The organism is Devosia subaequoris, assembly GCF_014197055.1.
GTDB lineage: Bacteria > Pseudomonadota > Alphaproteobacteria > Rhizobiales > Devosiaceae > Devosia > Devosia subaequoris.
The window spans coordinates 871,778-892,643 of sequence record NZ_JACIEW010000001.1; the positions used below are offsets into that span (position 1 = coordinate 871,778).

The 20,866-nt window shown below is 61.0% G+C and carries 19 protein-coding genes; 10 read left to right on the forward strand and 9 right to left on the reverse strand.

Features of this window, described 5'->3' with window-relative positions; translation table 11 throughout:
- The first annotated feature begins 291 nt into the window (after nt 1-291).
- From GGR20_RS04105 to GGR20_RS04130, 6 genes are all read left to right on the forward strand, one after another.
- A complete protein-coding gene (locus GGR20_RS04105) occupies nt 292-1,344 on the forward strand; it encodes a LacI family DNA-binding transcriptional regulator (RefSeq protein ID WP_183309918.1) in 1,053 nt (350 codons plus the stop codon).
- 121 nt (nt 1,345-1,465) lie between these two features.
- Complete coding sequence (locus GGR20_RS04110) at nt 1,466-2,740, forward strand: ABC transporter substrate-binding protein (protein WP_183309919.1); 1,275 nt, start codon at nt 1,466-1,468, stop codon at nt 2,738-2,740.
- 68 nt (nt 2,741-2,808) lie between these two features.
- Nucleotides 2,809-3,705, forward strand: coding sequence for a carbohydrate ABC transporter permease (locus tag GGR20_RS04115; RefSeq protein WP_183309920.1), 897 nt, complete (start codon nt 2,809-2,811; stop codon nt 3,703-3,705).
- Nucleotides 3,702-4,532: an ABC transporter permease subunit gene (locus GGR20_RS04120; RefSeq protein ID WP_183309921.1), complete on the forward strand. Its 831-nt coding sequence runs from the start codon at nt 3,702-3,704 to the stop codon at nt 4,530-4,532. Before GGR20_RS04115 ends, GGR20_RS04120 begins: the two co-directional genes overlap by 4 nt.
- Before the next feature lie 5 nt (nt 4,533-4,537).
- A complete protein-coding gene (locus GGR20_RS04125; RefSeq protein ID WP_183309922.1) occupies nt 4,538-5,581 on the forward strand; it encodes a zinc-binding dehydrogenase in 1,044 nt (347 codons plus the stop codon).
- Nucleotides 5,582-5,602: 21 nt separating this feature from the next.
- Nucleotides 5,603-6,376 (forward strand): hydroxypyruvate isomerase family protein, encoded by a 774-nt coding sequence (locus GGR20_RS04130; protein WP_183309923.1) that lies wholly within the window; start codon nt 5,603-5,605, stop codon nt 6,374-6,376.
- 22 nt (nt 6,377-6,398) lie between these two features.
- Here GGR20_RS04130 and GGR20_RS04135 read toward each other — a convergent pair whose 3' ends face one another.
- The 7 genes from GGR20_RS04135 to GGR20_RS04165 form a co-directional block, all read right to left on the reverse strand.
- The gene (locus GGR20_RS04135) at nt 6,399-7,472 is read right to left on the reverse strand and encodes an ABC transporter ATP-binding protein (protein ID WP_183309924.1); all 1,074 of its coding nucleotides are present in this window, start codon (nt 7,470-7,472) and stop codon (nt 6,399-6,401) included.
- Nucleotides 7,469-8,296: a carbohydrate ABC transporter permease gene (locus GGR20_RS04140; protein ID WP_183309925.1), complete on the reverse strand. Its 828-nt coding sequence runs from the start codon at nt 8,294-8,296 to the stop codon at nt 7,469-7,471. Before GGR20_RS04140 ends, GGR20_RS04135 begins: the two co-directional genes overlap by 4 nt.
- Nucleotides 8,293-9,195 (reverse strand): carbohydrate ABC transporter permease, encoded by a 903-nt coding sequence (locus tag GGR20_RS04145; protein WP_183309926.1) that lies wholly within the window; start codon nt 9,193-9,195, stop codon nt 8,293-8,295. Before GGR20_RS04145 ends, GGR20_RS04140 begins: the two co-directional genes overlap by 4 nt.
- Before the next feature lie 90 nt (nt 9,196-9,285).
- Nucleotides 9,286-10,518, reverse strand: a complete 1,233-nt coding sequence (locus GGR20_RS04150) for an ABC transporter substrate-binding protein (protein ID WP_210283043.1) — start codon at nt 10,516-10,518, stop codon at nt 9,286-9,288.
- A gap of 109 nt (nt 10,519-10,627) precedes the next feature.
- Nucleotides 10,628-11,668, reverse strand: coding sequence for a substrate-binding domain-containing protein (locus tag GGR20_RS04155; protein ID WP_183309927.1), 1,041 nt, complete (start codon nt 11,666-11,668; stop codon nt 10,628-10,630).
- Between the two features lie 75 nt (nt 11,669-11,743).
- Nucleotides 11,744-12,646, reverse strand: a complete 903-nt coding sequence (locus GGR20_RS04160) for a TIM barrel protein (RefSeq protein ID WP_183309928.1) — start codon at nt 12,644-12,646, stop codon at nt 11,744-11,746.
- 12 nt (nt 12,647-12,658) lie between these two features.
- Nucleotides 12,659-13,657 (reverse strand): Gfo/Idh/MocA family protein, encoded by a 999-nt coding sequence (locus GGR20_RS04165; RefSeq protein ID WP_246349443.1) that lies wholly within the window; start codon nt 13,655-13,657, stop codon nt 12,659-12,661.
- Nucleotides 13,658-13,859: 202 nt separating this feature from the next.
- Here GGR20_RS04165 and GGR20_RS04170 point away from each other — a divergent pair, with 202 nt between their 5' ends.
- From GGR20_RS04170 to GGR20_RS04185, 4 genes are all read left to right on the forward strand, one after another.
- Nucleotides 13,860-14,900 (forward strand): LacI family DNA-binding transcriptional regulator, encoded by a 1,041-nt coding sequence (locus tag GGR20_RS04170; RefSeq protein ID WP_183309930.1) that lies wholly within the window; start codon nt 13,860-13,862, stop codon nt 14,898-14,900.
- A gap of 121 nt (nt 14,901-15,021) precedes the next feature.
- Complete coding sequence (locus GGR20_RS04175) at nt 15,022-16,035, forward strand: LacI family DNA-binding transcriptional regulator (protein ID WP_183309931.1); 1,014 nt, start codon at nt 15,022-15,024, stop codon at nt 16,033-16,035.
- A gap of 32 nt (nt 16,036-16,067) precedes the next feature.
- Complete coding sequence (locus GGR20_RS04180; protein WP_183309932.1) at nt 16,068-17,978, forward strand: glycoside hydrolase family 127 protein; 1,911 nt, start codon at nt 16,068-16,070, stop codon at nt 17,976-17,978.
- A 321-nt stretch (nt 17,979-18,299) separates the two neighbouring features.
- Nucleotides 18,300-18,515: a cold-shock protein gene (locus GGR20_RS04185; RefSeq protein WP_183309933.1), complete on the forward strand. Its 216-nt coding sequence runs from the start codon at nt 18,300-18,302 to the stop codon at nt 18,513-18,515.
- Between the two features lie 200 nt (nt 18,516-18,715).
- Here the strand turns inward: GGR20_RS04185 and GGR20_RS04190 are convergent, their stop codons facing one another.
- Nucleotides 18,716-20,473, reverse strand: coding sequence for a SulP family inorganic anion transporter (locus GGR20_RS04190; RefSeq protein ID WP_183309934.1), 1,758 nt, complete (start codon nt 20,471-20,473; stop codon nt 18,716-18,718).
- A gap of 57 nt (nt 20,474-20,530) precedes the next feature.
- On the reverse strand, nt 20,531-20,857 hold the full coding sequence (locus GGR20_RS04195) for a protein tyrosine phosphatase family protein (protein ID WP_183309935.1): 327 nt from the start codon (nt 20,855-20,857) through the stop codon (nt 20,531-20,533).
- Nucleotides 20,858-20,866: the final 9 nt, after the last annotated feature.

Consider the following 20,866-nt stretch of genomic DNA (forward strand, 5'->3'; position numbering starts at 1 on the left):
CCTGGCGACGGCACAGCCTGTGCGGTCCAAAGCATTGTTTTTCGGCACTAATCTGCATCTTCAACTGCCCGTAGGAGCCAGCAATGTCCGTTGGCAGACTGGCTGCGGCCCTTTGCGGGATGCGCTGTGCGGTACCCGTCCAAAAATGCAAAAATGCGGTTCCATTGTGCGCGCATTGGCTGCATTCTTGGCCCGACTTGGGGGAAATCGGAAAAATCGAAGCCAAACGTGCTAGGCGGTGTACGCGGCCGTCCCCGACACGCGCGAGATCTACGAGGACAGGGAACTTCATTGATCAGCAAAGCCGCAACGCTACTGGAAGTCGCCCGGCTGGCTGGCGTATCCACCGCCACGGTCAATCGCGTGCTCAAGCAGCAGGGCTATATTTCAGACGATGCGCGCCAGAAGGTGCTCGCGGCTGTTGCGGCCACCAATTATCGCCCCAATGTGGTGGCGCGCGGATTGCGCACACAGCACACCTACACGATCGGTCTGATGCTGACGGCCATTACCGTCAATCCTCTGTTTGTCGGCGTGGCCCACGCCGTGGAAGCGGCCGCCATTGCCGCCGGCTATCGCGTGGTGATTTTCAATCATGGCGGCAGCGCCAGCCACGAGCGCCATGGTATCGAGACCTTCATTGCCCAACGTGTCGATGCGGTGCTTTTCTGCACCACGGCCAGCCCGGAAAATGCCGAGATTCTGGTGGAAGCGGGCATTCCTGCCATTGAGATCGAACGTTCACTGACCGAAACGGCCCGCTCCGTTCGGGTCGACAATTATGTCGGAGCGCGCGCGGCCGTCGACCATCTGGTGGCGCTCGGGCACCGGCGCATTGCTTTTGTCGGCGGGGATCCGACAATCTACCCACGCGATCTTGCCCGCCAACGATCGGTCGAAGACGACCGGCTCGCTGCCTATCGCGATGGCATGGCCGCTCATGGGCTGAAACCAATGCCCGACCATGTGCGGCTCGGCACCTATTACGACCTCGATGCGGAGATATCTGGCACGGAGGGGCAACAGCACGCCAACGCGCTGATGGCCCTGTCCGAACCACCGACGGCGATCTTTGCCACATGCGATATTCTGGCCACCGGTGTTCTGCAATCGCTCTACCGTATGGGCAAGCGGGTGCCGCAAGACGTCTCCGTGGTCGGGTTCGATGACACGATAGCGGCCTATCTGGCACCCGAATTAACCACTGTTGCCCAGCCCATGGCCGACTTGGGGCGACACGGGTTCGACATGGCCCTCGCCGCCATCGAAGGTCGCGAAGTGCCCGATGAAATCGTTCTCAAAACAAGCTTGGTGATCCGAGATTCGACAGGTCCAGCACCATAGGGTGAGACAGTTTGACACACCTATTAATGGCGTGTTAGCAATCTGCCATGTCAACGATGACACACGCGCCAATCGGGACATCGCGCCACTCGTTACGGACGAGTTCACAGGGAGGTAATTCATGCGGCATATCTTGCTAGCGGCGACAGCGCTCGCAACCACATTGGTCAGCGCGCCGGCTTTTGGGCAGACGGTGACGTTCTGGCAGTTCTCTACCAATCCCAATGACATTGCGGCCTGGGAAGGGATCATCGAGGCCTTTGAGGCCAGCCATGACGGCATCGATGTGGTCATGGAGATTGTGCCCTGGTCCGAGCAGCAGCAAAGACTGGTCACCGCATTGACCACCGGCGGCCTCCCCGATGTGTCGATGCTGGGCAATAATGTGGTGGCGCAGTTCCAGGCCATTGGTGCCTTGGCGCCGCTCGACGACGCATTTGCCGCCTATGACGCCGAGCATGGCACCGACGTTGCCGCCGATATCTGGCCGGGCGACAAAGGCTATTACAATTTGGGCGGTCAGTGGTGGGCTTCACCCATCGCGGTAGAAACCCGTGCCCTGTACTATCGCAAGGACCTGTTCGAGCAGGCAGGGCTCGATCCGAACGCACCACCCGAGACGTGGGAGGAATTGCGCGCCACGGCCAAGACGCTGACCGAGGGGACGCCGGACGGCACGTACGGCATTGGCCTGTCCACCAGCCTCGACTATTTCACCATCCACAATTTCATGAGCGCCTATCTCGGATATGGCGCCCGCATGCTGGCCGAGGACGGCACCTGCGGCTTTGACTCGCCTGAATTCAAGGATGCCCTGGCTGTCTATACGGGCATCGCCCTGGACGGCTCGACCCATCCCGATGCGGCCAGCATGGACGGCAACACCTTCCAGCGCGGCTTTCTCGATGGCCGCTATGCCATGATCCTCATGCACCCGAGCCTTTATCGGGACCTGGTCACCGAGCAACCCGAATGGCTCGATCAGGTGGATATTACCAAGGTGCCCGCCGGTCCCGCCAATCGATCCGGGTTCCTTGGCGGCTGGCCGCTGGTGATGTGGGATGCGTCCGATGCCAAGGAAGCGGCCGGGCAGTTCATCATGTTCGCCACCCATGGCGAGGCGTTCAAGGAACTGGCCGTGGCTGGTGGCTTCATCCCGGGCAGTATTTCGCTGGCGCAGGGCGAGCCCTGGACCGAATTTCCCTACCCGCTCTTTGTCGAGCAGTTGCAGGATGCGCGGCCCTATCAGTATCCGAGCGAAGCCATTGCGCAGATGGGTCAGCTCGAAGTGGACACCATCCAGAAGGCGGTGCAGGCCGTTGCTCTTGGCCAGAAGGACATTGATCAGGCGGCCAGCGATCTGTGCTCCGACATCAATACAGTCCTCGCTCGCTAAGAGCACTCCCCGGGCGGCTTTGACCTCCCGCCGTCCGGGGCTTTTTCTCCTTTGTCCAAGACCGGTTCATGTCCACATCCGCACTCGTGCACGCGCCTCGGCCGTTCGGCAAGATCGCCCTGCCCTATGCGTTGGTCGCCCCCGCCATTCTGGTGGCGCTCGGTATCGCCGTGCTCCCCCTGCTCTACGCACTCTGGCTGTCGTTTCAGGACTGGTATCTGCTGCGCAACCCGCAACCGGTGTGGGGCGGGCTGGTCAATTTTGAGGCTCTGCTGGCCGATAGTGCCTTGTGGCGAGCTTTCTGGCGCACCTGGGTCTGGACCCTGGGAACCGTGGCGGTGGAGATCGGCCTGGCGCTACCCCTTGCTCTGCTGCTCAACCGCGACACGGCCATTGCGCGCATGGCCTCGGCGCTAATCCTCCTGCCCTGGGTGATGCCCTTTATCGTGCTAGGCTATGGCTGGCGCTTCCTGCTCGACAGTGAAGTCGGGGCGCTGCACACTCTGCTGCAGTTCTTCGGCATTGCCGGGAACAGCTCCATTCTCAATGATCCGAACCTGGCATTAGCTGTCATCACTTTCATCTCGGGCTGGAAAGGCATGCCGTTCATGGTGCTGGCGCTCCTGGCTGCGCTCAAATCGATCCCCGACGAACTCTATGAGGCAGCGGCGATCGATGGCGCCGGCCCCTGGCAGCGCTTTGTCAGCATCACCCTGCCTTCGATCCAGAACACCATGCTGATCATTGGCCTGGTGCTGGGCATCCTCGCCTTTTACAGTTTTGACCTGCCCTGGATCATGGCGCGCGGCGGTCCGCAGGACGCGACTACCATCCTTGGCATTACCATGTTCAAAGCGGTGTTTACCGACCTCAGGCCGGCCTACGCAGCCGCCATCAGCGTGGTCATGCTGGTGATCCTGGCTGCAGCGTCCTTCCTGACCCTGAAATTGGGGAGACGCCCGTGAACCGCGGCAACTCGCGCCTGCGCAATGCGCTCCTCGATCTCTTGACCATCTTCCTGCTGGGACTGGTGCTGCTGCCCATCATCTGGGTGTTTATTGCCTCGATCCGGCCCGATGCCGACATCATGTCCCGCAGCCTGATCCCCATGCAGATCACCTTCGATCATTTTGCGGAGATCTTTTCGCGTGGTGACTTTCTTGTTGCCCTGCGCAACAGCCTGATTGTGGGCACTCTGGTAGCCGTCTGCACTGTACTCATAGCGGTTCCCGCCGCCTATTCGCTCAGCCGCTTCACCTATCGTGGGCGCGACTTTATCGGCTTTCTGATCCTGGCCACGCAGATGCTGCCGGCGGTCGCCGTGCTGGTGCCCCTGGTCGTCATCATCCGTTCGCTCGGCCTGGCCAACACGCTGACAGCGCTGACCTTCACGCATCTGGCCTTGGGCCTCCCCATCGCGGTCTGGATGCTCAAGGGCTATATCGATGCGGTGCCGCGCGAGCTTGAAGAAGCCGCTGTCATCGACGGATCGTCGCAGCTCGGCGCCATGGTCCGAATTACCCTGCCGCTGATCCGACCGGCGGTGATCGCCGTAGGGACCTTTGCCTTCGTCTTGTCCTGGGGAGAGTTCCTGCTGGCCCTGGCGCTGATTACCAGCGCCGAGGTGAAAACGCTGCCGCTGGCCCTGCAGACCCTGTTCGACCCCTACTCGTTCAGTTGGGGTGTGGTGATGGCTGGCGGCGTCGTCATCGCGGCGCCGACCGTCGTGCTGTTCCTGCTGTTTCGCAATCAACTCGTCGGCGGGCTGACCGCGGGCGGTATCAAAGGGTGACGAAAGTGTCGTTGACGACCCAATCGCTCTATTTCACCGGTCCGGGCGCCGTCGAGGTGCGCTCCGAACCACTCGATGGACCAGGTCCTGGCCAGGTACTGCTTGAATTGCTGGTGTCCGGCATCAGCGCGGGTACCGAACTCAACGTATTTCGCGGCCTTGCGCCGCAATGGCGTCAGGCCATGGACCCCAGGACACGCCTGTTCTCGGACGCCCACGGCTCGGATTGGCACTGGCCGGCACGATATGGCTATGCGGCGGTCGGTCGGGTCGCGGCGCTCGGCGAGGGTGTTGCGCAGGTCAGCATGGGAGACATGGTTTTTGCCTATGTTCCCCATGGACGCCATGCCGTGGTCGACGCAGCAGCCGTGGTTCCGCTCAGCACAATTGAAGACCCCGAGATCGGTGTGTTCTTCGCCAATCTCAACACCGCCTATAACGGTCTGCTCGACGCCAATATTGCGCTCGGCGCCGATGTCGTGGTCAGCGGGCTGGGGGTAATCGGGCAATTGGTCACGCGCTTGCTGGCCCGTAATGGGGCGCGCCAGATTATCGCTATTGACGGGATAGAGCAGCGACGGCAGGCGGCTCTCAAGGGCGGCGCAACCTCGGTGATTGACCCGGCCGCCGGTGAAGTGGCCGAGCGGGTTCGTGATCTCACTGAAGGGCGCGGCGCCGACACGGTGATCGAAGTTTCAGGCGCAGCCCCGGCGCTTAACGAAGCTATCCGCACGGCGGGCTTCAACGGCACGGTGGTTGCCATGTCGTGGTATGGCGGAAGCTTTGAAAGTCTCAGCCTGTCGGGGGAATTTCATCACAACCGGCCACGCATCATTTCTTCGCAGGTAGGTACCGTAAACCCGTTCCTCGGGCCGCTCTGGAGCGCACCACGACGCGGCCGCATCGCCCTTGAATATCTCCCCACGCTTGGCCCAGACCTCAAGGAGTTTGTCACCCACCGTGTGCCGCTCGCCGAAGCAGAAAATGGCTATGGCCTGCTCGATCAGGGATCGCCCGAGGTCATGCAGGTGCTGATCGATTATCGCTGAACTCGAACCGAATGGTCTAAGATGAAACTTTCTGCCTGTATTGAATGGCTGTTTGCCGATGCCAGCGCCGACTTTGCCGACCGTATCCGCCTGGCCAAGGCTGCAGGCCTGGACGCGGTCGAATTTTGGTTCTGGTCCAACAAGGATCTGGACGCCATCGAAGCCGCGCTCAAGGAAACCGGCATGACCCTGAGCGGCTTTGTTGCCGAGCCGATGATTGCGCTGACCGATCCGGCCAATCACGCCGCTTTTCTTGCCGGGCTCGCCACATCGGTGCGGACGGCGCAGCGGCTGGGCGCCAAGGTTCTAATCGCCCAGGCCGGTGACGACCTGCCCGGCCGATCTCGCGAAGAGCAGCACAAGGCATTGGTGGATTGTCTCAAGGCCGCAGCCGATGTGCTGGAGGGCAGCGGGGTGCGCCTGGGCGTCGAGCCCCTGAATACCTTGATTGATCACAAGGGGTATTATCTGTCTTCGACGCGCGAAGCGCTCAACATCGTCGACGAGGTGGGCCGGCCCGAGATCGGCATCGTCTACGACCTCTACCATTCCCATGTCATGGGCGAGCGGATCGAGGACGTGCTGCAGCAACGCGTCTCACGTGTCATTCATGCCCATGTGGCCGATCACCCCGGCCGTAACGATCCGGGCCTGGGCGAAATCGACCTGGGGGCCCGTCTCGCCTGGCTCTACGCCAATGGCTATTCCGGCTCTGTAGGGCTTGAATACCAACCAAAGGGCAGCACGGCCGAGGCACTGGACCGCGTCCGCGCAGCCCTCGGTGTTCCCGCCTGAGCCTTTGGCTCAGGCGGATTGCTCAAAGTGCGCGTTCGGTCTGGGCATCGAAGATGTGCACTCGCTCGGGCGCGATGGTGAGGCCAACCGTTTCCCTGGACCTGATGTCGCTGCGCCCGGTAATGACCACGGTCAGTTCCGGCTCACCATCCGTCGTCAGATAGGTCAATGAGCCGGTGGATTCCACCACGGCGACAGGCAGCACGATCTGTCCACTGGAGCCGGGGGTCGCTTCGATATGCTCGGGTCGCAACCCGACAGTCACCTTCCGGCCCGGTTCAAGGCTCCGACCGATAGGCAGGGCTGCAACCCCCTCAAGATCTAGGGTCACATGCTGGCCGTCGGCGGCAATGGTCCCGGGGATGAAGTTCATTGCAGGTGAACCGATAAAGCCGGCGACAAATCGGGTGGCCGGGGCGTCGTAGAGCTCGAGCGGGCTGCCCTGCTGTTCGATGACACCATCGCGCATCACCACCACATGATCGGCCATGGTCATGGCCTCGATCTGGTCGTGCGTGACATAGACGGAGGTGGCGCCGAGCCGGTCGTGCAAGGCACGGATTTCCTTGCGCATATGCACGCGCAGGGCTGCATCGAGATTGGACAGCGGCTCGTCGAACAGGAAGGCCTTGGGGTGGCGAATAATCGCCCGGCCCATGGCCACGCGCTGGCGCTGACCGCCGGAGAGCTCGCGCGGATAGCGATGCATCAACTGTTGCAAACCGATGGTCTTGGCGACTTCGTCTGCAGCTTTCTTGGCCTCTGCCCTGGGCACACGCTTGAGGCGCAAAGAATAGGTCAGGTTCTGCTCGACCGTCATATGCGGATAAAGCGCATAGGACTGAAACACCATGGCCACGTCCCGCTTGCGCGGCGGAACACCATTCATCACCTCGCCGGCGATCTTCATGGTGCCGCCACTGATGCTCTCGAGCCCCGCGAGCGAGCGCAGCAGGGTCGACTTGCCGCAGCCGGAGGGGCCGACCAGAGCCACGAACTGGCCCTTGGGAATGACCAGGTTAATATTCTTGAGCGCGTGAAAACTGCCATAGTGCTTGTCGATGCCGACAAGCTCGATCTGGGGCTGGACACTCATTTGAGGGCTCCCGAGGTTAGGCCGGATACGATGCGGCGCTGCAGAATGACGAAGACGAGGATGATTGGGGTCACGTACATCGCGGCATAGGCCATGATCCCGTTCCAGTCGGTGGAGTTGGGGCCAAGGAAGCCCGACAGGCCAACGCTGGCCGGCTGGAGGGACTGCGTTGTAATGATCGACTTGGAGTAGATGTACTCGCCAAAGGCCTGCATGAAGGTGAGAATGGCCAGAACGAGGATGCCGTTTCGCGCCAATGGGAGCACGATGAAGAAAAAGGCACCCCAGCGCGAATTGCCATCAACCAGCGCCGCTTCTTCAAGCTCGCCGGGCACGCTCATGAAGGTCGCGCGGACGAGGACAATGTAGAAAGGGATCGCCTTGCCTGCGGCGGCGATGATCACTGCCGTTCGCGGATAGTCGAGCAGTCCGATCTGATTGAATCCCACATAGAGCGGCGTGATCATGACCGAGGCTGGCAGCACCTGCAGCATCAGGATGGCGAACAGACCGATATCGATCCAGGGATTGCGATAGCGGGCCAGCACATAGGCGCATCCGGTGCCGAGCAGCACGGTCAGCGTGGTCACGCCGGTGGCAATGACCAGGCTGTTCCAGAGGAACGTATCCATGGTTCGCCGCTCCCAGGTCGCGGGAAAAATGGAGAAATCCGGGTCACGGGGCCAGAAGGTCGGCGGATTGGCAAAGATCTCCGAGGCGCCCTTCAGGCTGGTGGCATACATCCAGTAGAGCGGGAACAGATAGACCGCCGCCAGCGCCAGGGCGAGGATCAGCAGGATTTTTGGTGCAGCAACCCGGGTCATCCGCGCACCTCATGGCGGGTCGAACGGACATAGACGATCGAGGCAACGAGCACGAAGATCAGCATCATCATCGAGACGGTGGCACCCTTGGCAAAGTCGAAGAGCTGGAACGACCACTGCCAGGCCCAATATTGCGCCACATTGGAGCTATTGGCTGGCCCGCCTTCGGTAATGGCGGGGAAGAGATCGAACTGCTGGAGTGTGTAGATCAGGCCAAGCGCAAGGACTGCGCCAATGGTCGAGCGCATCATGGGCAGCGTGATGGTGGTAAAGCGTTGCCAGCCATTGGCACCGTCGAGTTCGGCGGCCTCGTAGAGGTCACGCGGAATGCCGGCAAGGCCAACCGATAGCAGCATCATGTTGAAGGCCAGGCCAAGCCAGACATTGGCTATGGTGACAGCCCAGATCGACAGGTTCGGGTCAGATTTCCAGAACATGGTGCCATCGATTATCCCGAGCCCGCGCAGGATCGCATTGAGCACGCCGAAATCGCCGGCGAGGATCCAGCCCCAGAGCGCGCCGACCACAAGGCCGGGCATGACCCAGGAGACGAGGAACAGGCCACGGATCGTCGAGGCGAAGGGGAAGCTCATCATGAAGAAAATGGCCAGAGCGAAGCCGAAGATGAACTGGCCGGCAATCGAACCGAAAACGAAGATGGCCGTGTTGCGAATGACCAGCCAGAATTCAGGCTGGCTGACGATCGCAACATAGTTCTCAAACCCGGCAAAGGGCCGCGAGAAGGTGTTGAGATTGAACATGTCGACTTGCTGGAAGCTCATCACGACATTGTAGACGAGCGGTACTCCGGCAAGCGCGAACAAGAAAAGCATCGTCACGCCGACCAGGATGAGATCAAAGCCCTTCCCATCGGTGATGCTGGACAGAATGCGACGCATGGTCCGACCTCTTCCCGTTTTTTGGTTCGTTGAGTTGATGGGTCTTCCCGGCGGCGGCTGTCCGCCGGGAAGATTGGATAGCGATGCGGACTAGTCGATGATCGTGTCGATCGTCTTCTGCGCCTGGCTCAACGCCTCGTCGGGCGTCATCTGACCGGTCAGGGCCGCCTGTTCGGCGTCGTAGATCGCCTTGGAGATCTTCTGCCATTCAGGATGCGGACCACGCGGCTGGGCGTATTTCAGCTGTTCCTGGAACACGGCGAGCGCGGCGTCTTTCTTCTCGATGCCGGACTGGGGTAACTCAACGTCAGACCGCGTCGGCAGATAGCCGAACTCGGGGAAGAGGCGGTCGTCCTGGCTGACAAAATACTCGAGGACCTTGAAGGCTTCTTCGGGATGTTCGGTTGTGGACATGATGCCGAGGTTGAAGCCGCCGAGCGCCGAGGAGCGCTCATCGCCTTCCCCGAAGGTCGGCAGCAGGGTCACGCCCCAGTCAAAGTCGGCATCCTCGACCATGCGGTCGATTTCCCACGGGCCCGAGATCGCCATGGCGGCGTTGCCCGAGTTGAAGGTGCCGGTCGAATCCCACTGACCGAGCGAGAGGACGTCCTGGCTGAGCACGCCATCATCGATCATGCCCTTGACCATGGACAGCCATTCGCGGGCGCCCTCGGTGTTGACGTTTTCATAGCCGCCGCCGGACATCTGGATGACGGGCAGGAACTGGAAGGTGCCCTCTTCATTGCCACGGGCCGAAAGGGTGGCGCCGTATACGCCCTGGTCGGGCTTGGCGAGCTTGCGGGCGTATTCCTCGAACTCCGCCCAGGTTTGCGGCGGGTTCTCGATGCCGGCTTCTGCAAACATGTCCTTGTTATAGAAGACGCCGATCGTATCGGTGTACTTGCCAACACCATAGAGCTTCCCATCCCAACTCACCGAGTTGAGCGGTCCCTCGAAGTAAACCTCGGGATTGATGACGTCGCTTTCGGCAGCCATGTCGGTGATATCGAGGAACGCGCCACGCGACGAGAACAGGGCGAAGTCCGGATTATCAAGGCTGACGATGTCGGGCGCATTGCCAGTGGCAAAGGCGCGCAGCGTTTCGTTGACGATCTCGTCGAACTGCAGGATGCGGTATTCGACATTGATGCCGTTATCCATCTCGTCGAACTCGGCCGAGAACGTATCGGATGGCCCGACCTGATTGGCCCCGTCAATCGACCAGACTGTGATGGTGACATCTTCCTGCGCCTGAGCCGGCATGGCTGCGGCCAATGCGCCTGCTGCCAGGCCTGCCAATAGACCAAGTTTGATAAACTGCATTATATCCTCCCTTTGCGGCCCTCGGGCCGTGAACACGCCGCTTGGGTTTCCTCTTTCCCTTGCGGCTCTCCTCGCTGCCATGGGCGGTGCAAACGCCCGTGGCAGCATCTCAACTCTCCTGAAGCGCCTCTCCCTGATTGCGGACAGCGATGGCATCGCCGCCACAGGATTGGCGCAGCACGAGCTTGCAGGGCAGCGTGCGGACACCTGGATCGACCGGCTTGCCCTCGGCAAGGTCCAGGATCAGGCGGCCCGCTTCGCGGCCGATTTCCTTTAGATTCATGTCGATGGTCGTCAGCGGCGGGCGCGTGGCCGCCGCAACGATTTCCCAATTGTCAAAGCCAATGACAGAAACATCGCCCGGCACATCGACACCGCGTTCGCGCAGAGCATCCACCACACCGCGGGCGATCTGGTCATTGCCGCAGAAAATACCATCCGGGCGCGGCGTAGCTCCCGACCAAAGTCTGTTGACGGCCTCATGGCCCCAGGCTTCGGACCAGGGCCCGTGCAGGACCTGCGCGCCCTGCCCGACCGTCGCACGGAAAGCGCCGGCGCGCGCGACAACTGATGCGAAACTCTCGGGGCCGGTAATATGCACCAGCTTTTTGCGCCCCACGCGTGCGAGCCATTCGGTCGCCTCGCGCGCACCCTGCGCATCGTCTGATACCAGCGTCACCGCATCGTCGGGACCTTCGGTGAAGGCATAGACCACCGGAACCGGCAGAAGCGACAGATCGACAGGCAGACGCCTGTCGATACGCTTACCGGTGGCAATGATGCCATCCACCTGCTTGTCGAGCATGGCGTCGAGATGAAGCTTGGCGAGCGCGGGGTCATCCTCGATGCCGCACAGGAAGACCGAAACGCCCTGGTCCACCAGCGCCTCGGAGACGCCGGCCATGACCGGCAAAGTGAACCGCCCATAGCTATCGTTGGTCAGCAAGCCGATGGTGAAGCTGCGCTGCTGGGTGAGCGCGCGTGCCATGGCATTGGGCCGGAACCCGAGCGCCGCCGCCGTCTGCTTGACGCGCTTGCGGGTTTCTTCGGTCATTCGACCGGTGTCATTGAGGGCCTTTGATGCCGTGGCAACGCTGACGCCAGCGACGCGGGCGACGTCGTAGATGCGAATGCGTTGAGCCTTTACCACGTCCCCGTACCTCAATGGAAAACCCTTTTCTCGCTATTGGTAAAACGGTTTTTCAACACCGGTCAATAGTCATATTTATCCAGCCACTGCCAGGTAGTCACCGCCGCGCGCGTGCTTGAGATGATTGAGAGCATGGACCTGCCCCGTCATTTCCAAAGCATCGCGATAGACCGGATCGTGCCAGCCTTCGATATCGATCGAGCCCGTCCAGCCGACCAGGCGCAGCTCGGAAATAATGTCGGTCCAGTTGCTGTCACCAAAGCCAGGCGTGCGCATGAAGACAAAGGGCTCCTTGCCGAAAATCCCGTGCTCGCGGATCACGTCCCAGCGGATGGTGGCGTCCTTGCCGTGCACATGGAAAATCTTGGGCGCCCATTTGCGGATCTGCGGCAGCGGATCGATGAGATAGACCATCTGGTGACAGGGCTCCCATTCGAGCCCGATATTGTCATCCGGCGTCTCGTTGAACATCAGTTCCCAGGCGTCGGGATTATGGGCAATGTTCCAGTCGCCGGTCTGCCAGTTTCCGTCCATGGCGCAATTTTCAAAGGCGATCTTGACGCCCTTGTCGGCAGCGCGTTTGGCGAGATCGGACCAGACTTCGCGGTACTTTGGCAGGCTCTCGGTCAAAGGCCGGTTGCGAATACGGCCGGTAAAGCCGGCAACACAATCGGCGCCAAAATGATGCGCATTGTCGATGCAATCCTTCCAGCCCTGCAGGGTCTGGCGATCCATCTCCTGATCCTCGAGCGGATTGCCGAACATGCCAAGGGTGGAAATGGTGATATCGCGATCCCCGATCGCCTCTTTGCAGCGCTTCCCGAGCTCGGCGATGTCCTGCCCATTGGTCGTCTGCCAGAAAAAGGGTTCAAAGCTCTCAAAGCCGAGATCGGCAATCTCGGCGATACGCTCGGCGGCTTTGCCGGCAGACGCCGAGACCATGGTACCGATACGGATGGATTTTGCGGGATCAGTCACGTTGAATCGTCCTTAAACTGCAATGGGGATGCGCTGTCCGGTCCGCGCGCTCTCGATGGCGGCAAGGACCATGGCCAGGCTGTTGATATTGTCGCTGCCCGCGGTTTCAGGCTGTGCGCCGGATTCGATGGCAGAAAGGAAGTCGGCAATGACGCTGGCGTGGCCGTGGGTCTGGTCGGCTTCGGCCGGCGGCGGCACCTCGATATCCCTGAGGGGGCGGAAAAACCCACTGTCGCCGTCGACAACACGCGCTTCGAAACGGTCTTCACCATCCCAGATCAGCGTGCCCTTGGTACCAGTGATGCGCCAGGCGCTCTCCCAACTGGTATTGGCGCCTTCGGCGCACCAGGAACCGCGATAGTTGAAGACGACATTGTCTTCGAACTCGAAGATCGCGTTTGCGGCAGCGCCATGGCGATACCAGGAGCCAGGCGGGTTGGTTTCAAGGCAGTAGACCGCCCTGGGCGCCTTACCGGCCATGAAGCGCGCGGCATCGAGCGTGTGAATGGCCATGTCGAGCAAGAGGACATTATCCATCTCCTCGCGAAATCCGCCGAAATGCGCGCCAATGAAGAAATCGCAATTCAGGCTGGTGATCTGACCCAGCGCGCCGCTCTCGACCAGGCGGCGAATGCGCCGTACGCCGGAGATGAAGCGGCGGTTCTGCACCACAGCGTGGATCCGCCCTGCCGCTTTGGCCTGCGCAATCATCGCCTTCGCCTCCGCAAGGCTCGTGGCCATAGGCTTTTCCGTCAGCACGTGACAGCCATGGCGCAGCCCGGTCTCTACCAGGCCGGCGCGGGCACGGGGCACAACTACGTCGAACAGCAGATCGGGTTTTGTCTCGGTCAGAACAGCGTCAAGGTCGGTACCGATGATGACGTCAGCAAGGCCAAACTCGGCAGCGCGGGAAACGGCCGTTTCCCGGTCGAGGTCAACCAGACCGTCAATCCGCACCCTGCCCTTGAGCAAGGGATGCTCGGAAAGGGCCGTCAGCCAGCCCTTTGACATGCCGCCGCAACCGGCCAGCACCGCAGAATAGACCAAAATGTCCTCCCTCTGGACTTTGGCCCGCCCTTGCCATCTTGTGCGGCGTCAGGGCAGGTAGTCCCGTAAACGTTTACGACGTTACATTTGACGGGTTTCGAGTGTCAACCGGATTTCGTAAACGTTTTTTATCGCGCTATGGGGCTGTGGGAAAAGTAGTGAAAAAATGACTGGCATCAGAGAGTTGGCGCAGCGCCTCAATCTTTCCATCGGCACTGTCTCGCGCGCCCTGAACGGCAAACCAGACGTCAACGAGCAGACCCGGCAGCGCGTTCTCGAAGCCGCCGATGCAATGGGCTATGTGCCCAATCAGGCAGGTCGCTCCCTGCGCAAGGGGGCCACCGGCGTTATCGGTTTCATGATGCAGACAGGCGCCCAGATCACCGGCGAAGGCGACGTGTTCTTCATGAGCGTGTTTGACGGCGTGCAGACCGTTCTGGCGCGTCATCAACTGGACCTGGTCGCCCTGCTGTGCTCTTCGGAAGAAGACCCGGACGCCTATATGCAGCGCGTTGTGGCCCGTGGCTTTGCCGATGCCCTGATCATTTCAGCGACGAAACGGGAAGACCATCGCATCGACTACCTCGCCAGTCGCAACATTCCCTTTATTGCCCTGGGCCGATCCCAAACCGATGCGGGGCACCCATGGCTTGATCTCGACTTCGAGGGCATGGCTGAGACCGGTGTGGCCAGGTTGGTGTCCAAGGGGCACCGGCGTATCGGCATCTTTGCTCCGCTTGACGACACCAATCTGGGGTATGTGTTGATAGAGACCTACCGCAAAGCGCTCGAGCAGCGGGGGCTGACATTTGATCCGGACCTGATTTTTCGCGCGCATCCCAATGAACGCGGCGGGCATGACATCGCCCACGCCATCGCCGCCATGCCGGCAACCAAGCGACCCACTGGGTTCATCCTCACCAACGAACTGATGACACTGGGCTTTTACAACGGTTTGTATGAAGTCGGTCTGACACCGGGGGAGAAATTTGCCGTCATCAGCCGCGACAGCCCCCAGTCGCATTTTCTGGTGCCAAAACTCACCAGCTTCCGGCTATCCCTGCGCGATCTCGGCATTGCCCTGGCCGAGGCGCTGCTGGCGACCATGCCGGCCTATGCGGCACACTATCCGCTGGGGGTCGTGCGCAAAATCGTGCCGATGGAACTGGTCGAAGGCGACAGCGACATGCCGGCCGCGACCGACTAGCCGGCAGCCAATTCGCGACGACCATCTTGACACTGACTTTGCCTGAAGTGATGTTCTCACGACTCGGAAAAGCTTTTCCGAGCCTGTTTCTTGCCAATGCTCCGCGCAAATTGAGACCACGATGCCTGAGGCAAAATCCCCAAATCGCTACACGCTGCGTGACGTCGCACGCCGTGCCGGGGTCAGTCTGGGTACCGCATCAAAGGCGCTCAACAAATCTGGCACACTGCGGTCGGAAACGCGCGACAAGGTGCTCTTAGCGGCCAATGAACTGGGGTTTCGGCCCAACGATCTGGCCCAGGCGCTACATCGCGGGCAAAGCTTTACCGTTGGTCTGATTTCCAATGACAGCTTCGGACGTTTCACCATGCCGATCATGGAGGGACTGGAAACCGTTCTGCACGAAGCCGGCATTGCCCTGTTCATGTGCAACGCCACCGACGACCCCGAGCGCGAAAAGCGACATATCGACCAATTGCTGGGCAAACGGGTCGACGGGCTGGTCTTTACCGGGCGCCGCGCCGATCGGCGTCCCGCCCCCGGTCTGGCGCTTGGCAATTTGCCGGTGCTCTATGTCTTTTCGCAAAGCGACGAGCCCGACGCTGCCTGCCTGTTGCCCGACGATGAGGGGGGTGCACGCCTGGCTACCGAACATCTGCTTGCGCTCGGGCGAACCAGAATTGCCCATGTCACCGGCCCCGAGGATTTCGAAGCCGTCCGGCTGCGCAGACGCGGTTACGAAGCGAGCCTTTCTCAAGTTGATCCGACATTGATCCTGCACGGTCCGTGGTCGGAGGCTTGGGGCCGGGAAGCAGCAACCCGCCTGCTGGCCCTTCCCAACCGCCCCGACGCCATCTTTGCCGGCAATGACCAGATCGCACGCGGCATCGTCGAGACGCTGCGCGACAAGGCCATTGCCGTGCCTGACGACATTGCCGTGATCGGCTTTGACAACTGGTCGGTGATGGCCGAGGCGAGCCGGCCGCAAATCAGCAGCATCGACATGAACCTCAAATCGCTCGGCGAGGAGGCCGGGCATCGGCTGATCCGCATGATCCGGGGCGAAAGCCAGGGCGGCACCAGCCGCCTGCCCTGCACCCTTGTCCCGCGCGCCAGCACCACGACAACCCCATAACCAGGCCAATAATGGTCGGAGGAGACCCCCGTATGCGTCGTTATTCCCCAGTCGATTTTACCCGTGTGAGCCTGACCGGCCCGTTCTGGTCAGAGCGGCTTGAGACAGTGCTCACGCGCACGGTGCCCAGTCAGTACAAGAAGCTCGATGAAAACGGCATCCTGGAATCCCTGGATCTGAAGGATCCCCCACCGCCGCTGCGCGTGCCCTTCAACGATCAGGGGTTCACCATGCAGTATTTCTGGGACTCAGACATCGGCAAATGGATCGAAGCGGCCGGCTATGCGCTGCGGCATCGCCGCGATGCGGAAATCGAGCGGCAGGTGGACGAGATCGTCGACAAGCTCGAAGCCGCGCAGATGCCCGACGGCTATCTCAACCTCTGGTACCAGGGCCATGAGATCGAGAACCGCTGGACCAATCTGCGCGACCGGCACGAGCTTTATAATATCGGTCACCTACTGGAGGGCGCCATCGCCTATTACCAGGCCACGGGAAAGCGCAAATTCCTCGAGGTGATGGAGCGCAGCCTCGACCATATCCGCAGCACGTTCGGCACCGGCCCGGACCAGAAGCGCGGCTATCCCGGTCACCAGGAAATCGAGATCGCGCTGATCCGGCTCTACCAGCTCACCGGAGAACGCAAGCAGCTCGATCTTGCCGCCTATTTCATCGACGAACGCGGCCGCGAACCGCATTACTTCGATGAAGAAGCCATTGCCCGGGGCGACGACCCGACCAAGTACCACTTCTTCAACTCCGGTAATTACGAGTATGGCCAGGCGCACAAGCCGGTCCGCGAGCAGGACAAGGTGGTCGGCCACGCCGTGCGCGCCATGTATATGTACACCGCCATGGCGGACCTCGCCGCCGAACTGGATGATGACAGCCTGCGCCATGCCTGTGAGGTGCTGTGGAAGGATGTGACCACTACGCGGATGTACGTGACCGGCGGTTTCGGCCCCTCGGCCTCGAATGAGGGTTTTACGACCGATTACGACCTGCCCAACGACACCGCCTATTGCGAAACCTGCGCCTCCATTGCCTTCGTGTTCTGGGCCCAGCGCATGCTGAATCTCGATCTGGATGGGCAATATGCCGAGGCCATGGAGCTGGCGCTCTATAATGGCGTGCTGTCCGGCCTCAGCCGCGATGGTGAGCTCTACTTCTACGAAAACAAGCTCGACAGCGATGGCAGTCATCGACGCTGGCCCTGGCACCCCTGCCCCTGCTGCACCATGAACGTGTCACGGCTGGTGGCTTCGGTCAGTGGCTATTTCTACTCGGTGGGACCGGGGGCAATTGCCGTCAATCTCTACGGCGGCAACAGTGCGGAACTCGAACTCGATGGCCGACGGATCCGGATCGAGGAACAGTCGAATTACCCATGGTCAGGCAAGATCAAGGTCAGCGTACATCCCGATGGCCATGGCGTATTCGCGCTCAAGCTCCGTATTCCGGACTGGGCACGCGATGGTGTGGCAACGCTCAATGGCAATCCGGTTGATGTTCCCGGACAATTGCAGAACGGCTATCTGGTGATCGAACGGGACTGGATCGAAGGCGATGTGGTCGAACTCGACCTGCCGATGACCCCACGGCGCATCTATGCCAATCCCAAGGTCAAGATGGATCGGCACCGTGTTGCCCTGGCGCGCGGACCATTGGTCTATTGCGCCGAGCAGGTGGACAATGAGACGCCGGTACCCGATCTCATTCTGTCGCGCGATGCCGCGATCACAGAGACGAACCGGTCAGATCTGTTCGACGGCATTGTCAGCCTCACCGCTCCCGCAAAGAGTATTGGCAGCGATGACTGGGGGCTGGACCTGTATCGCACGACACCGCCGACCCCGGCCGATACAACACTGACCGCCATACCCTATTATCTCTGGGCCAATCGGGACGCCGGGCCGATGCAGGTCTGGATCCGCGAGGGCTAGAGCCTTCTTCAAATCCGCAAGGAAAAGGTGGCGCCCCGGGCGCCACCTTTGATGCCTCCGGAGCGCATTGACGCGATCGATCACCCCTTCGGGGACGGCTTTATCTTGACGCATCTGGAGAACAGCGAGATTTGTCTTGTTGATGCCACGTTTTGATGCGATAAGCTGCCTACACGTTTTCAGCCTAAGTCGGCTGCCTCTAGCCGGTTCATTCCGGTCCTTGGCTCACTGATCTACTTTGCGAACGTATGTAAGCCCCTTTTGCATGTTGCGGGGGGAAACGCTCGTTTCGCTTCGGCTCCGAGCTTTAAGGAACTAAAAATGGCTACCATGAACGGCACCGTCAAATTCTTCAACACCACCAAGGGCTTTGGTTTCATCACCCCGGACAACGGCGGCAAGGACCACTTCGTCCACATTTCGGCGGTGCAGAATTCTGGCGTCGACGGCCTCTATGAAAACGACAAGCTTTCCTATGAAGTCGAGACCGGCCGCGATGGCCGCGAGTCCGCCATCAACCTGGTGCTGCAGAAGTAAGCAGCGGCATTATTGATGCGAAAGGCCACCTACGGGTGGCCTTTTTTTTGTGCGCGCACCGGGAGTTTACCAGAGACACCGGCGCGAAATCAGGAACCGCGCAAGCGAAGCCATGCGGGCTATGGCGCGATCAGGGCGCCGGTCCGGATCGCTGCCCAGAGGCGCGGCGTGACCGGACCCGAGGCAAAAGGGACGCTCCCCTATTGGACGGGGCGCAAAGCGGGACTGGCCGGTGACGATGACGAGTCGCGCTCATCCAGGATGGCGCTGATCGCCTGATGCTGGCTGAGGTGCACGCTGCCCGAGAGATGGGCCAAAAATTCGGTGTCCTTGAGCTTGTCCATGACCGGTCCTTTGACTTCGGAGAGGTGCAGGCGGACGCCAAGGTCCTCCAGGCGATGCTCGATGGCTTCCAGGCTTTCGAGCGCCGACATGTCGATGGTGTTCACCGCCGAGCACATCAGCACAACATCGGTAAGGCCCGGATTGGCGGTGGCCTGATTGATGACGAGATCCTCCAGATAGCGCGCATTGGCGAAATAGAGGCTTTCATCGACACGGATTGAGAGGACGCCTGGTACCGTGTCCACCTTGTGGCGCAAGATATTGCGGAAGTGTTCGGTACCCGGCACCTGGCCGACAATGGCCGCGTGCGGCTGTGACGAGCGATAGAGGAAGATGAGGATCGACGCCCCGACACCGAGGGAAATGCCGACCTCAACGCCGAGCAACAGCGTGCCGGCAAGGGTGAAGGCGACAGCGGCGAAATCGGCCTTGGAATAGGACCAGGCGCGCTTGAGGATAGAGAAGTCCACCAAAGTCAGGACGGCGATGACGATGGTTGCCGACAAGGTGGCCTTGGGCAGGATGGCGAGGAACGGCGTGAGCAGCAGCGTGGCGCCGGCAATACCGATGGCGGTGAAGGCCCCTGCTGCGGGGGTGGCTGCGCCGGCGTCGAAATTGACCACCGAGCGGGCGAAGCCGCCGGTCACCGGATAGCCCCCACCCACGGCCGCCGCGATGTTCGAAGCGCCCAGCCCAATTAATTCCTGGTTGGGCGAGATGCGTTCGCGGCGCTTGGCGGCCAGGGTCTGGGCCACGGAGATGGATTCGACAAAGCCAACGATGGAGATGATCAGCGCGGGCACGGCCAGTTGCTGGATCGTATCGAGATTGAAGCTGGGCAAGGACAACATGGGCAGCCCCTGCGGCACCTGACCGACCAGGGACACTCCCCTGGCGCCCAGATCCATGCCCACCGACCAGGCCATGGTGAGAAAGACTACAAGCACGGGACCGGCGCGGACCAGGATAGTGGCAACGCCCTTGGGCACGCCGAAGCGGCCCAGCCAGTTTTTGAGATCAAGCCGGATCCAGAGCAACAGGGCCACGGCCACCACGCCGACGGCAAGGGTATAAAGGTTGACCTGCCCGAGATTGCCAACGATCGACATCACCAGCTCAGGCATGGCGTGCCCTTCGGTCTTGATGCCGAGCAGACCACCGATCTGACTGGTGGCGATTATGATGCCCGAAGCCGTGATGAAGCCGGAGATGACCGGGTGAGAGAGAAAATTGGCGATGAAACCGAGGCGGAACAGCCCCATCAGCGCAAGCATGGCGCCCGAGAGCATGGCCAGGACAATGGCGGCGCTGGCGTAGTCCGCGGTGCCTTCCGCGGCGAGACGACCAACAGCCGCCGCAGTCATCAGGGAGACCACGGCGACCGGACCCACCGCCAATGCCGACGATGTGCCGAATATGGCATAGGCAATCAGTGGCAGAATGGAGGCATATAGACCTACCTCCGGCGGCAACCCGGCCAGCAGCGCATAGGCCAGCGATTGCGGGATCAGCATGATGGTGACGATGATCGCGGCAATGAGATCGCTGGTCAGCGTCTGGCGATTGTAGCGGCTGCCCCAGTCAAGGATCGGCAAATAGGTCTTGATGTTCATGGTCGGTCCGGTTGCCCTTTACCCACCGGTGATCGGCGTAGGGTCAAAGCAATGAGGTCAGCGGCTCAGCGTGGCATAGAGGCTGCCGGCGCGAGCGCCGGAGCGGCAATAGCCGAGGGCGGGCTTGGGCAGGTTCTGCCAGGCGTCGTGGAAGCGAATGATCTGCCCCTCACCGAGAGCGCCGGAGACTGGGATGTGAACGATCTGGATACCTTCGGCCTCGGCTGCGCGGGCGACATCGTCGAAGCCGGGCTGGCCGAACTCTTCATTGTCCGGGCGGGCGCAGACAATGGACTTGAAGCCGGCCTCTGCGACGGCCTTGACCTGTTCGGGGGTGAGTTGGCCGGTTACGGCGAAATTGTCGTCAAGCTTGCGGAAATTCATGGTCTCGGC

What these genes read in the sequence shown, in the direction of transcription:
- GGR20_RS04145 (WP_183309926.1), bottom strand. Translation starts at nt 9,195, where the DNA reads ATGCGTCGCATTCTGTCCAGCATCACCGATGGGAAGGGCTTTGATCTC.
- GGR20_RS04190 (WP_183309934.1), bottom strand. Translation starts at nt 20,473, where the DNA reads ATGAACATCAAGACCTATTTGCCGATCCTTGACTGGGGCAGCCGCTAC.
- GGR20_RS04150 (WP_210283043.1), bottom strand. Translation starts at nt 10,518, where the DNA reads ATGCAGTTTATCAAACTTGGTCTATTGGCAGGCCTGGCAGCAGGCGCA.
- GGR20_RS04170 (WP_183309930.1), top strand. Translation starts at nt 13,860, where the DNA reads ATGACTGGCATCAGAGAGTTGGCGCAGCGCCTCAATCTTTCCATCGGC.
- GGR20_RS04140 (WP_183309925.1), bottom strand. Translation starts at nt 8,296, where the DNA reads ATGACCCGGGTTGCTGCACCAAAAATCCTGCTGATCCTCGCCCTGGCG.
- GGR20_RS04165 (WP_246349443.1), bottom strand. Translation starts at nt 13,657, where the DNA reads ATGTCAAAGGGCTGGCTGACGGCCCTTTCCGAGCATCCCTTGCTCAAG.
- GGR20_RS04130 (WP_183309923.1), top strand. Translation starts at nt 5,603, where the DNA reads ATGAAACTTTCTGCCTGTATTGAATGGCTGTTTGCCGATGCCAGCGCC.
- GGR20_RS04110 (WP_183309919.1), top strand. Translation starts at nt 1,466, where the DNA reads ATGCGGCATATCTTGCTAGCGGCGACAGCGCTCGCAACCACATTGGTC.
- GGR20_RS04175 (WP_183309931.1), top strand. Translation starts at nt 15,022, where the DNA reads ATGCCTGAGGCAAAATCCCCAAATCGCTACACGCTGCGTGACGTCGCA.
- GGR20_RS04180 (WP_183309932.1), top strand. Translation starts at nt 16,068, where the DNA reads ATGCGTCGTTATTCCCCAGTCGATTTTACCCGTGTGAGCCTGACCGGC.
- GGR20_RS04115 (WP_183309920.1), top strand. Translation starts at nt 2,809, where the DNA reads ATGTCCACATCCGCACTCGTGCACGCGCCTCGGCCGTTCGGCAAGATC.
- GGR20_RS04135 (WP_183309924.1), bottom strand. Translation starts at nt 7,472, where the DNA reads ATGAGTGTCCAGCCCCAGATCGAGCTTGTCGGCATCGACAAGCACTAT.
- GGR20_RS04185 (WP_183309933.1), top strand. Translation starts at nt 18,300, where the DNA reads ATGGCTACCATGAACGGCACCGTCAAATTCTTCAACACCACCAAGGGC.
- GGR20_RS04195 (WP_183309935.1), bottom strand. Translation starts at nt 20,857, where the DNA reads ATGAATTTCCGCAAGCTTGACGACAATTTCGCCGTAACCGGCCAACTC.